Source organism: Marinobacterium rhizophilum DSM 18822, from assembly GCF_000378045.1.
In the GTDB taxonomy this organism is placed as follows: domain Bacteria; phylum Pseudomonadota; class Gammaproteobacteria; order Pseudomonadales; family Balneatricaceae; genus Marinobacterium_A; species Marinobacterium_A rhizophilum.
The window spans coordinates 72,190-85,203 of the sequence record NZ_KB899111.1 but is presented as its reverse complement, the minus strand read 5'-3'; the positions used below and the strand labels follow the sequence as shown (position 1 = coordinate 85,203).

Annotated in this window: 9 protein-coding genes and 1 tRNA gene; 3 read left to right on the top strand and 7 right to left on the bottom strand. The window is 59.4% G+C overall.

Features of this window, described 5'->3' with window-relative positions:
- Positions 1 to 235: 235 nt before the first annotated feature.
- The 5 genes from F451_RS0120540 to F451_RS0120520 form a co-directional block, all read right to left on the bottom strand.
- A tRNA-Met gene (locus F451_RS0120540) sits at positions 236 to 312 on the bottom strand.
- Positions 313 to 461: 149 nt separating this feature from the next.
- Positions 462 to 1,349 (bottom strand): Tim44 domain-containing protein, encoded by an 888-nt coding sequence (locus tag F451_RS0120535; RefSeq protein ID WP_020683299.1) that lies wholly within the window; start codon positions 1,347 to 1,349, stop codon positions 462 to 464.
- Positions 1,337 to 2,257 (bottom strand): DMT family transporter, encoded by a 921-nt coding sequence (locus F451_RS0120530; protein WP_020683298.1) that lies wholly within the window; start codon positions 2,255 to 2,257, stop codon positions 1,337 to 1,339. Before F451_RS0120530 ends, F451_RS0120535 begins: the two co-directional genes overlap by 13 nt.
- On the bottom strand, positions 2,257 to 3,954 hold the full coding sequence (locus F451_RS0120525; RefSeq protein WP_020683297.1) for an NAD-binding protein: 1,698 nt from the start codon (positions 3,952 to 3,954) through the stop codon (positions 2,257 to 2,259). Before F451_RS0120525 ends, F451_RS0120530 begins: the two co-directional genes overlap by 1 nt.
- A gap of 13 nt (positions 3,955 to 3,967) precedes the next feature.
- Positions 3,968 to 4,348, bottom strand: coding sequence for a DUF6394 family protein (locus tag F451_RS0120520; protein WP_020683296.1), 381 nt, complete (start codon positions 4,346 to 4,348; stop codon positions 3,968 to 3,970).
- Positions 4,349 to 4,600: 252 nt separating this feature from the next.
- Here F451_RS0120520 and F451_RS0120515 point away from each other — a divergent pair, with 252 nt between their 5' ends.
- Positions 4,601 to 7,456: an insulinase family protein gene (locus F451_RS0120515; RefSeq protein WP_020683295.1), complete on the top strand. Its 2,856-nt coding sequence runs from the start codon at positions 4,601 to 4,603 to the stop codon at positions 7,454 to 7,456.
- A gap of 13 nt (positions 7,457 to 7,469) precedes the next feature.
- On the opposite strand, the gene F451_RS0120510 is transcribed toward F451_RS0120515, so the two are convergent.
- Both F451_RS0120510 and sbcB read right to left on the bottom strand, forming a co-directional pair.
- Positions 7,470 to 7,847, bottom strand: a complete 378-nt coding sequence (locus F451_RS0120510) for a hypothetical protein (RefSeq protein ID WP_020683294.1) — start codon at positions 7,845 to 7,847, stop codon at positions 7,470 to 7,472.
- On the bottom strand, positions 7,844 to 9,307 hold the full coding sequence (gene sbcB / locus F451_RS0120505) for an exodeoxyribonuclease I (RefSeq protein ID WP_020683293.1): 1,464 nt from the start codon (positions 9,305 to 9,307) through the stop codon (positions 7,844 to 7,846). The genes F451_RS0120510 and sbcB overlap by 4 nt, the downstream gene beginning before the upstream one ends.
- A 189-nt stretch (positions 9,308 to 9,496) precedes the next feature.
- On the opposite strand from sbcB, the gene F451_RS0120500 reads away from it, so the two are divergent.
- On the top strand, positions 9,497 to 9,952 hold the full coding sequence (locus tag F451_RS0120500) for a YchJ family protein (RefSeq protein ID WP_020683292.1): 456 nt from the start codon (positions 9,497 to 9,499) through the stop codon (positions 9,950 to 9,952).
- Positions 9,953 to 10,115: 163 nt separating this feature from the next.
- Positions 10,116 to 12,986 (top strand): DUF349 domain-containing protein, encoded by a 2,871-nt coding sequence (locus tag F451_RS0120495; RefSeq protein ID WP_020683291.1) that lies wholly within the window; start codon positions 10,116 to 10,118, stop codon positions 12,984 to 12,986.
- Positions 12,987 to 13,014 lie beyond the last annotated feature (28 nt).

The window sequence follows — 13,014 nt, the reverse complement described above, 5'->3', positions numbered from 1 at the left end:
TGCTGCTCACTGCTCAGAAACGAAAAAAGCCTGACACTTTTCAGTACCAGGCTTTCCTCTTAAATAGGGTAGCGGGGACAGGATTTGAACCTATGACCTTCGCTGCCCTTATGAAGAGCGAGCCCGACGCTTTACGCTCTTGCTGCTCACTGCTCAGAAACGAAAAAGGCCCGAAATCTTTCGACTTCAGGCCTATTCACAAGACCGATAACTAAATATTACCGGCCTTTTAATATGGTAGCGGGGACAGGATTTGAACCTATGACCTTCGGGTTATGAGCCCGACGAGCTACCAGACTGCTCCACCCCGCATCAACGTGGGGCGTATAGTATAGAGGGCTTCGCGACAGCACAACCCCCTTTGGCATTTTATTTTTAAAATCAGCAAATTAGTGTGGATCCTGATTTGCTGTCCAGTGCGCCTGGCAGCCGCCCGCGCTCGAGCGCGGGCAGGCAATACCTCAGGGTTGCTCGATACCAACGATCACCCAGTCGGCATTCTCAACCGACATGTCACGCATGAGGTGCCAGACTTCACTGAACTCGGTGGTCTGATCGGAATCTTCCTTCAGCCAGCCGTAGAAGTTGATGCTCGCAACCACGTGATCCTTGTTGTCAGTGAAGCCCGCCAGTTCTGCCATGACAGACACGACTTCGGTCTTCTGCGCACCCTGCTTGCCCCGTTCAGCCTGCAATTCGGCAAAGAGCTCCGGTGATACGTAGCTGCGGATTTCATCCCAGTTCTGCTCGTCCCAGCATTTCTGCAGGTGGCTGAAGTGCTTCTGGGCACCCACCACGAAAGCGTCGCGGTTAAACCACTGCGGTGTCTCTATTTCACTATTACCAAGCCCGGCACCAAAACCGGCACCCGCAGCATTCGCGGCAACAGGTTCAGCCTGGGCTGAGCTGCGCGCCATCGGTTCACTCTGCGCGGTATCAGCATGCCCCTGGATCGGCGCACCGCCTGCGCCGGCATAGGCCGGTGCATTCTGACGCCGAAACATGGCAAACAGCTTAAATGCCGCGAAGGCCAGCAGGCCGATCAGCAGGAAATCCATTATTTGCATGCCTTCAAAGGCACCGCCCATGAACAGGGCAGCCAGCAAACCACCGGCCAGCAGGCCGCCGAGCATGCCGCCAAAGCCCGGCTTGCGCGGGGCAGTCGTCGGCGCGGCCGCTTTTTGCTGCGTGGTCGACGAAGTGGCTGTGGGGGCCGTCGTTTTCTTGGGCAGGGAGAAACTCTTGCCAATGCTGCTACCGCCGCCGAAGCGCTTACCCGCGTCGGCCTCTGGCGTCAGCAAGGTAAAACTCAGAAAAACGGCGAACATTATGGTCATCAGCTTTTGCATGAAGGCTCCTGTGTTTTGGTTGGTCGCAGGTTACGCAGTGTATCAGTAACGACGGCCAGATAAATGCCACCGAATATTAGGGTGATCCCGATGAAATGAAAAGCCTGTACCTGCTCTCCAAGAAACAATACCGACATCGCCAACCCAAACAGTGGCATAAGATGGATAAAGAGACCCGCCACTGGGGCGCCAAGTTCCGCAACACCCCGATTCCAGCACAAATAAGCCAGGATTGACGGGAATATGGCCATGTACAGTACCGTCAATCCCGTGTGCAACGTCAGTTCGGGCATGCGCCCCTGGCTGAGTTCCAGTATGGCCGGCAGCCAGAGCACCACGGCCCCCACCGAAATGGTGATGCCAAGAAACGCCAATCCACTGATCTCAACCGGCTTGTAGCGCAACAAAATGGAGTACAGTGCCCAGTCCAGCACGGCAACAAACACCCACAAGTCGCCGCGGTTAAATTCCAGGCTGAGCAGCGCCGACAGGCTCGCCTGGCTCAACAATACCAGCACACCACTCATCGACAGTGTAACGCCCACCCACTGGCGCCCGCTGACCGCATGGTGCAGAAAGACCCGACTGATAATCAGAATCAGCACCGGGATCATCGAGTGCATCAGGGTGGTATTGGTCGCAGTGGTGGTCTGCAGGCCGGTATAAATCAGGGTATTGAAGCAGGAAACACCCAGTACCGAGAGCAGCAGGATGATCGGCCAGTGGGCACGGATCTGTTTCCATTCACGCCGAATGCGCGGCAGCACGAAGGGCAACAGAATCACCATCGCGAGCGTCCAGCGTGACGCCGCCAGGGTGACCGGCGGAAATTCCAGATGAATCGCCCGCGCCATCACCGAGTTTCCGACCCAGAACAGTACCGTGAACACCAGCAGCAGTTGGGCCATTACCGCTCACCGCTGCTGCGCAGCAGACGCGACAACAAAGTATGACTGTGGTCCTGCCCGGTGAGCAGGTATTGCAACAGGTTGTAATTATTCACTGTCCACTCCATTTGATGCAGCGCTGTACTCAAGCCACAAAACAATATTTCATCCCCTTCGCGCAGCTCGAGAAGCTCACCCGGCAGCAACCGTACCTCATCGCCACGCCTGTGCATCAGTGGCAGGCATGCCAGGCTGCAGCTGCGATCCCGCGGATCTTTCATGAGAGTACGCAACTTTAGCACCTGCCCCTGCTGCAGCATCAGCAGCGCCGGGGTTTGCTCTTCACACAGCCGAATACCCCAGCTATCGAGTTCCCGGTCGCCCACGACATGACTCATGCGATTCAGCAACACATGGGCCCACACATCATCGTGTTCGCTTAGCATGCGTGCGATAAAAACCGGCAGCAGTGGTGTTTTGATCTGCGCGAGTATTCGGTTGGCAATGATCCGCCCGGGCTCCATCACAAAGTCGGCGCGCGAATGCTGAAACACCAGGTCATTCTCGCCCAGATTCTGGCGCACCACCGTTATCAGCCTGGGGTTCAGCGCCCGCGCCGTCATGATGATCGACAGGTTATCGGCATCGTGGAAGGTACCGGCCACGATGCCGACGGCATCACGAACACCAGCCTCCTCCAGCGTCACCGCTTCGGTACCGATGCCCCGCACATGCTGTCCCGCCAGCACCAGGTCAGGACTGCCCTCGTCAACCAGGGTGAGCTCAACGCCGGCCTGCCTGAAAGCCGAGAACAGCGCGCGGCCAAAGCGGCCATAACCACAGATGATCCAGCGCCCTTCCCGGCGCTTGTGTACCGTCGCCATATGACGGTGCCGGGGATTGAGCAGCCAGTCGTACACCAGGTGGGTATAGGGTGCATGCGTTGTCAGTACCAGATAGTCGGCATAGGATCGAAACGGATCGACGATCAGGTCAGTCCCAAAGGAGTCAAGGTTGGCAGTGGTGACATCGGATTCGGTACGGCTGATCACCATGCGCTCGGGCACCAGCACCTTGCTGGCAATCGCAATGGACAGGTTTGCCTGATCATCGTTGGTCATTGCCAGCACACCAATACAGCACTGGTGCCGCAAGCCGGCATCATGCAGCACATCCGGCAGCGCGGCATCAGCACACAGGCGCGGCACACGGATCGACAGCCCGTCCATTTCCACGGCATCGATGCGCTCCTGCTCGAGATCCAGCACAACGCTGCGAATGTCCCGCGCCGCCAGCTTTTTCACCACCAGGCTGCCGGTCACCCCGTAGCCACACACCAGGTAAAACGGCTCGCGCAGTCGTTGCACTTCAGTAACGAAGGCACGTCGGCGCATCAGGCGCCCGAAGGCCGGCTCCTGCAGTAGCGCGAGCAACATGCCGATGCTGTAGAGCCAGGCAATCACGGTGGCGTAGATACACGCCAGGGTCCAGAAACGCTGAGCATCGGTAAAGGCGTAGGGCACCTCGCCAAACCCGATGGTCGAGCCCATAAAGGAGACGAAATAGAACGCATGGAAAAAGCCCATGCTCCAGGGCTGGCCTTGGTCATCTTCACCGGGAATCAATACCAGCCCCAGCACCGATACCGCGTAGACGACGATGAGCGTGATCAGCGGGGCCCGCAGTCGGCGCAACAGTATATAGATGACATCATTCATCGCAGCGGGCCTGTCAGCGCCGAACCATCACGGTCTCGACCACCAGCAGCACCACGGAAAGGATATTGGCCATCAGCGCCCCACCGGACAGAGAGACAATGCTGGCCAGTATCATTTCGTCGAGACCACCCCCAATCTGGACGGCGTAGCCCCAGATGACCGCTGCAGCCACCAGCTGCAGATCCGCCACCAGGCTGGTCGCCAGCATGAGGGCGCCAACATGGGTACGATCGCCGAACTTCAGCACGGTGCAGATCAGACTCGTCACCAGCGCCGCGAACAGTTCGTACTCATTGTGGTGGTGGGGGTTACTTATCTCACCAATGAAAAAGCCAAAGTTCAGCGTCAGCGCCAGCACGATAAAGAACGCAAAAATCACTTTCTCTCGGTTCATGGTATTCCCTTGCTCGACCGACTGGCCCGAAATAGACTCCGATTGTATCGACTGTAGCCCGTTACTGCCACGCAGCGTACGGACGCGAGCCACAGCATCATCGGCGCGGCCCCATCCACTGCAGGATATCAGGGGAAGCCGAACTTTGCGCCGCGGTCATAGTCACATGGCTCACAACTCTGAGTGACAAGTCATGCGCAGGCTCAGTAGTATGTTGCCCCTGTCGCCGGTACCCAAGGACCTCCAGACGCTATGAGACAACCACGCTTCGCCGCCCCAGTTATACTGCTGTTTTGCTGGCTGATCAGTCTGCCGGTACTGGCCCAGAGCCAAATCAACGTCAGCCCCAACGACACTCGGGACTACCTGAGCTTCACACTGGAAAACCAGCTCAAGGTCTTGGTGATATCGGATCCCGACACCGACAAGGCGGCCGCGTCCCTTGATGTCGACGTAGGCTCCAATGCCGATCCGAAGGAGCGCATGGGGTTGGCGCACTTTCTGGAGCACATGTTGTTTCTGGGCACCGAAAAATACCCGGAGGCCGGCGCCTACCAGGCCTTTATCCGCGCCAGTGGCGGCAGTCACAACGCCTACACATCCTACGACAACACCAATTACTTTTTCGATGTCAGCGCCGAGAACCTGGCGCCGGCACTGGATCGATTCTCGCAGTTTTTTATCGCGCCGCTGTTCAACGAAACCTATGTGGACAGAGAGCGTAACGCCGTTAACTCCGAATACCAGAGCGGCCTGCGCGACGACGGACGGCGCATCTGGAGCACCTACAAACGCCTGATCAACCCGCAGCACAGCTTCAGTCAGTTCAACGTCGGCAACCTGGAAACCCTGTCCAACGACGAACCGGGCGCACTGCGCCAGGACCTGCTTGATTTCTACCAGCGCTACTACTCCGCCAACCTGATGACCCTGGTGGTACTGGGTGCTGAGCCTGTCGAGACGCTGCGTACGCTGGTCGAATCCCGCTTTGCCGCGATCAAGAATTTCGATGCAGCCCCCTATCGTGACACCGCGCCACTCTACACGCCCGGCACCCTGCCCGCCCGGCTCGATATCCAGACACTGGACGATACGCGGCAACTGAGCCTGAGTTTCCCGCTGCCCCCGGCGCGCGACTACTGGGCGCAAAAGCCGCTGCACTACCTGTCGAGCCTGATCGGCTATGAAGGCAAAGGCAGTCTCCTGTCGGCGCTCAAGGCCCGGGGATGGGCCCATGGACTGAGCGCCTCGGCGGGAATGGACCTGCCCAACGCCTCATCCCTGGCCGTCAATATCGACCTCACAGAGCCGGGGTTTGACCACTACCAGCAGGTAGTCGCGCTCTTTTTCAGCTATGTGCGCCTGCTGCGTCAAAGCGGCATCGACGAGCAGCTGTATGCTGAAGAACGCCAGCTCAATGCCACCCGGTTTCACTTTCTCGAACCCAGCCCGCCGAGCCACTACGTACGCTCACTGGCGCGAGCGCTGCAGGAATACCCGGCAAAACACGTGCTGGATGCCAGCTACCTGTTTGCCGACTTCGATGCCGGACTGATCCGCCGCTTTCTGGAACCGGTGCGCCCACACAACATGCAGCTCACACTGCAGGCGCAGGATCTGGACACCGACAGCGTCGACCCCTGGTACAACACCGGTTATCGCATCACGCCACTCGATGATGCGCAGCTGTCCCAGTGGCGCCGCAATCCGGCGGGCGACGACATGCTGGCTATCCGCGAGCTCAACCCCTACATAGCCACGGAACTGGACCTCAAGCCTTTGGAAACGCCTGTGCGTACCCGCCCGCAGGCATTGCTGTCCAAATCCGGACTTGAGCTATGGCATCAGCAGGACAATGAGTTTCGCATTCCCAAGGCCGACTTCTACTTCTCGCTGCTGTCCAAGCCGGGCAATGCCGATGCCACAGGCGCGGTGCTGAGCGCCCTTTATACCCGCATGGTCAACGACCAGCTCAACGAAACCCTGTACGACGCGGCATTGGCCGGCCTCTCGGTGAGCCTGTACCCGCACATGAAAGGTGTCAGCGTACGGGTATCCGGCTACAACGAACGCCAGCCGCTGCTGCTCGATGCCCTGCTTGCAGCCATGGTCAAGCCACAACTGGACGCCGGCCGTTTTGAGCTTATCCGCCGCCAGTACGCCCAGGAACTGGCGAACGAGCGCAACGATACGCCTTATCACCAGACGACCGGCGAGCTGTACAACCTGCTGCTGCCGCAGTGGTCCAGCGAGCAGAAACTGGCGGCACTGAACGACATCTCGCTTGAGCAGCTGCAGCGTTTCGTACCCAGACTGCTCGCAAAAACCCGCCTGCGCGTGCTGTCCCACGGCAACCGACAGGCCGACGAAGCCCTGGCCATGGCACAAACAGTAAACCAGGTGCTACGTCACAACGCCGAGGTTGCCGAGCCCGTCAGTATCGATGTCGTCCAGCTGAACCCGCAGGAGACACTGGTACAGACACTGGAGCTGGAACATGACGACTCCGCCGTAACCCTGTACCTGCAGGGGCAGGACACCCAGCTCAGCACCCGGGCCGCCTACATGTTGCTGGGCGAAATGCTGTCAGCGCCGTTTTACAATGAGCTGCGCACTGAACAGCAGCTGGGCTATGTCGTTTTTGCCAGCGCCCTGCCACTGCTGAATGTGCCGGGACTGGCACTGGTGGTGCAATCGCCCGTGGCGGATCCGCTCACGCTGGCGCAAAAAATGGAGCAGTTCCTGCATGACAGTGCGCCCCTGTTCAGTCAGCTGGACGCCACAAGCCTGGCCGCGATCAAAGCCAGTACACTCTCCCGCCTGCTGCAAAAGGAAACCAGCCTGAGGCAGCGTAGCGGGCGTTACTGGCAGGAGCTGGATCGGGGTGAGCTGGGCTTTAACAGTAAAGAGAAGCTTGCCGCCGCCATAGAGGCGCTCAGTGTAGCGGACCTGCAACGTGAGTTTGGCAGCATTAACAAACGGCGCCTGCTGGTACGCAGCTTTGGCAAAAGTATTCGCGCCGAGTTTGGGACGCGGGAAACGATGCGGCGCGCCGATACGGCCATCAGCGCCCTCAAGGCCGCGGATGCCTTCGTGCCGGGCGCCTGATAAAAGATAAGGCTCAGCCGGATGGCTGCTCCTTCGTTTCAAGATAGGGGGAGCCGGGCTCGGTGCGGATTTGCTCGAAGACTCGGTCTTCCCCGCTCGGTGGTGTGGGCGTGCGTACGGGGCCGATCAGAACTTCACTGGCTTGCGGAGTCCCGGCATAAGGCACGATGTAGGGCGCCGGCAGTTCCGGCCCGCTTGCCTGCGGCCTGACCTCGGGCATGGGCTCCGTATCAAGACTGCCACGCGCCTTGTTGTCATACACGCTCTGGGCGTCGACGGAACCGCCGGAAAAGCCCTGCGGCTCGGTCAGCGCATAGGGCAAAACCTCATCACCCCAGAGGGGCGTTGCCAGCAGGCTCAACACACAGGCGCCAAGCTTCAGACGACTCATCCATCCATGCCTTCCATCGGGTAGATCGCTTCGGCATAGACATTCAACTCTTCCAGAATGCGACGCTGCGCATCGGTGCGCTCCGGTGCCTGGTACAGCGTATTCAAGCGTTCATAGAATGCCGTCATGCCGAGGTAACCGTCGTTGTTGTCACCCAGCAGCTTGCGATGGCGATACTCTTCCCAGTGCAGACGTTCATCATCTGTCAGGCTGTTGGGAAAGTTGCGCGCCTTGTATCGCAGCAACATCTCTTCCAGTCGCGGATCCTGAAAGGCCAGTTCCAGTGAGCCGAGTTCCGCCGGGTCGCAGTCTCGAATCCGTGCCATCGCGGCCTTGTCCGCTTCACCAAAGAAGCCCCCGCTATAAAGCATCTGATCGGGGTCGGATGGCGTATCGAAATCGCTTTCACTGAAGACCTCGGCCAGACAGGCCTGCAGGCCATCAAAACTGCGCAGGATCTGCAAATGCGTACGGCAGCTATCGCCATCGATCTGCAGCCGCTTGGCCTCCGTCGACGTCAGCATTCCGGCCGGCGCGACGATAGGACACTTGTTGATATGCACCTGCTTGAGCGCGATGCGCGGCGCGTCCGGCTCAAGATCCTCATGCCGGGTGTACATCAGGCGGCGAATTTCATCGGCGGGCAAACTGAGCAAGGGCGTCGGATCCACCCGCAAATCCCACACGATCACACTGTTGCGATTGACCGGGTGCCCGGCCAGGGGGGCAACAATGGCGCAGTTACCCCACTCCACCGGATAGCGGGACGAAACATGCAGTACCGGCTTGTGGGTCGCTACATCCAGCAACGCCTGCACCGCACGCTTGCCACGATTTTTCAGCACATAGTCAAACAGCTTTGGCTGACGCTCACGCACCAGCTTGGCCATGGCGATGGTTGCATAAACGTCGGACAGCGCATCATGGGCATGACCATGATCGATGCCGTTGGCACGGGTCAGATCTTCCAGCCGCAGACTGGGTGTACCGTCGTCGTAGCTCGGCCACTCAATACCTTCGGGGCGCAGGGCGCGCGTCAGGCGCAGCATGTCGATGATGTCCCAGCGCGAGCAATCGTTCTGCCACTCACGTGCATAAGGATCGTAGAAATTGCGGTACAGGGTGTAACGTGTCACCTCATCATCAAAACGGATGCTGTTATACCCCACACCGCAGGTACCCGGGCGAGACATTTCTGCATGGATGCGAGCAATGAATTCAGCCTCGCAGACACCCTCCACCAGCGCTTGCTGCGGTGTAATACCGGTAATAAGGCAGGCATCGGGACTGGGCAGAAAGTCATCCGCCGGCTTGCAAAAGAACATCACCGGCTCTTCGATGATGTTCAGTTCCATGTCGGTACGTACACCGGCAAACTGCGCCGGGCGATCGCGCTTGGGGTCGGCGCCAAAGGTTTCGTAATCGTGCCAGAAGAAGGTCGGCGTGGCGGAGACAGACATCGGATCGAAGCTTCCCTGATAAAAATGATCAATCCGACGGCAGACGCCACATCGGATCCTGTTTAGACTATGGGCCAGTATGCGGCCGCACGGATAAACACCGCGCCGCCGCGAGCATTAAAGCCTAACAGCTAGGGCGCCGTCGATCCATTTCCGTCCCGCCGCCGCTGCTTAACCTGACGGATACCCATGTCGAAGAAAAAATCTGCCGCCAAGATGACCGGCACCCCGGACATGCCCTGCCCCTGTCAAAGCGACAAGCTGTACCGTGACTGCTGTGAGCCTGCCATCAGCGGCAAGCGACCGGCGACCACCGCCGAAGGCCTGATGCGCTCGCGCTACAGCGCCTTTTCTCTGGGTCTCGCATCATACCTGATCGACACCCTGGCGCCTGAGCGACGTCAGCCGGGTGAGCGCGGTGCGCTAAAACGGCAGTTCAGACATACCCGCTGGACGGGACTGCGGATTATGGATGTACAGGCAGGCGGCGAGCAGGACACCGTTGGCATGGTGGAGTTCGAAGCGTTTTACGTCAGTGAGGCAGAACCCGGACGGCTGCACGAGCGCTCAAGTTTCAGACGCGACCAGGGCCGTTGGTACTATGTAACCGGCGATGCTGAATTCCAGTCGAACCCGGGCGCGTAACGACGTGAAGACAGCACACTCGCGACTCGGTTCCTGCATTCGACAACTTTGCGTGCATGTCAACTCTTTCACTGCCTTGCACGGCGCCTTAGAATAGTTAACTTTCGCGTTGCAGCATGCCAGGCGCATGCTGCCCAACCCTAATGCCGGGACCCCCCTACCAATGTTTGCGAAGTTTTTCAGGCCCAAGTGGCAAAGCAACAAGGCGGACGTACGGATACGTGCAATCAGCTCGATGCTGACGGAACACCCCGACCAACTCGAAATAATCGCCAGGCTGGCTCAGACGGATCAGAGCCCCGACGTTCGCAAGGCCGCTGTCGCGCGGTTACAAGAGCCAGAACTGTTACTGCGCGTCATTGCCAGCGAGCAGGACCCTGCCATTCGGCATGTCGCCACCGACCAGCTGTGTAACCTGGTGGCCGGTGAAACCAGCGCACTCACGACCGAGCAGCAACTGTCCTGCATCGAGGTAATCCAGGATCAGGACCTGCTGACCCATATCGCCCTGCACACGGGCCAAAGCGCTCTGCAGCAGGCCGCGGTGTTGCGCGTACGCGATGAAAGCAACCTCGAAGTGCTGACACTGAATGCACAGAGTGCCCAGATGCGACGTCTGGCGGCGGAACGCCTCGAAAGCGAAGAGTCACTCGAACGCGTCGGCCGCCAGATGCGCCAGCGCGACAAGGCGGTGTACCGTGTAACACGGGAAAAGCTGCAGCAGCTGCGCGAGCAGGTACGCGCCCAGCAGGCCCTGCAAGCCGACAGGCTAGAGCGCGTAGAGCGCATGGAGCAGCTGGCCGAAGGCGAACTGATGCCTTTGTACGGCGCCCGCATCGATGCGCTTAGCCAGGAATGGCGGAAGCTGGAATCCTCCGCAGATGCACTGGAAGATCGCTTTCAGCAGGCCCTGCTGATTTGCCGGGAACGCGCCGCCAGAATGCAGGCAGAGGCCGATGCCAAAGCACAGTTGCAGCGTCGCCAGAAAGACTATCAGGAACACTGCGAGCAGCTGCTGCAACAACTCGAAGCGATCGAACAACGCAGCCATGAAGCGTTGGCGAATACCCGCCTGGACGCTGAGACCCTCAGCGCCGAACTCACCGCCTGGCAGCAGCAATGGGACGCCCTTGACCACGCCCAGTTCAGCAATGACTCAGCCGATGATGCCGCCAGGGCAACAAGCGCACGCAAGATCCTGGCACGCATAGAGCACACTGCACATAGCGCCCAGGCGTTGCAACAGGCCCAGACCGACCTGCAGCGCGTTTTGGCTCAACCGGTAGACGATGCAAGCCCGGCGGTGCTTCGCAAGCAGCAACAACGCATTAACAGCCTGCTGCAGAAGATCAACTGGCCACAGGCACTGGCACAGCCAGATACCCTGAAGCAGGCCAAGCAGCGCCTGCAGGCGATTGATGCGCGCCACAAGGCACTGCAGGACCAGGAGCAGGGACTGGTGCAAAGCCTGCAGGAGCAGCTCGACCGCCTCGAAAAGGCCATTTCAGAAGGCCACGTCAAACAGGCAGGCAAGTACCATGAACGGGCCGCCCAAGCCCTGGAAATGCTGAATGGCAACGCGTCAGCGTCACTGGATCTACGTTTCAAGCAGCTGCATGCCCGGCTGCTTGAACTCAGGGACTGGCAGGGCTACGCCGTAACGCCGAAAAAAGAGCAGCTGTGCGCGGATATGGAAGCCCTGATCGGCAGCGAACTCGACGTGACGGAACTGGCCGACGCCATCCGCCGCCTGCAGCAACAGTGGAAGGTGCTCGACAGCACAGATCCCTTCCATGCGCAGGCAATCTGGCGGCGCTTCAAGAACGCCTCGGACCAGGCTTATGCACCCTGCGAAGCCTATTTCCAGGCGCAGGGTGAACGCCGGCGCGAAAACCTGGTACAGCGTGGTGTTATCTGCGACCAGCTGGAAAGTTACATCGCCAGCATCGACTGGGATCAGGCCGACTGGAGTGCCATCGATACTATCAGCCGCGCCGCCAAGGATGAATGGAAGCAGTATTCACCCGTCGACCGGGGGCCGGGCAAGCAGGCACAGGAGCGGTTCAACCAGCTACTGCAGCAACTCGATGGTCCACTCCACGACCACTATCACGCCTGCCTGGAACTCAAGCGCGACCTGGTCGACCAGGTCGCAGCCCTGCGCGAGGCTGAAGATCCGCAGGAAGCAGCACAGCAGGCCAAACAACTGCAACAGCAATGGAAAGACGCGGGCAAAACCTTCCGCAGCCAGGAGCACCGGCTGTGGAAACATTTTCGCGCCCATTGCGACACCCTCTTCTCGCGTCTGGGAGAAAGCCAGCAACGCGGGCGCGAGCTGCGTGCAGAGCAGCGCGAATGCGCTGAGCAGATTTGCCGCCAGCTGGAACAGTTGCTGCAAGCGCCCTGCAGCCGCGCCCAGCTGGAACAGGTCTTGCCCCAGAGCATTACCCGTTTCTGTGAGCTCGACGAAGACTTCAGCACACCCTACCTGCGCCGCTTTGACGATGCCCGGCAGCAGCTTGAACGCCAACGCGCTGATCTGGTACAGCTACAGGATGGCAGCGCTTATACGGCGCTGCGACTGCGCATCGAACTTTGCGACGAGCTGGAAGCGCAGCTGCTGGCCGATGACCCGGATACAGCCGTACTGGAGCAACTCCAGGCCCGCTGGGAAACGCTGGACAGCTGCGGCAACGAATATGCTGAACTGATTGAACAGCGCTTTGCGCTGGCACGACAAATCCAGCAGGAACCCGAGCTGCTGCCGGAACTGACCGAAGCAGCCGGCCTGCGTCTGCGACAGCTGTGTATTCAGCTGGAAATCGAGCTGGGACTCTCATCACCGGAAGACGACCAGGTCCTGCGACTGGAATACCAGATGCAGCGCCTGCAACAGGCACTGGAGCAACATAGCGAGTCCGTGACAACGGCAGACCTGCAGCGGCTCGAATATGAGTGGCGCTGCGTCCCCATGGCTCGACGCCACCCGGATCTGGTACAGCGTTTCTACAAGCCTCTCAAAGGTTTGTTGTAACGCCGTGAAAGATCAAAAAAAGGCATAA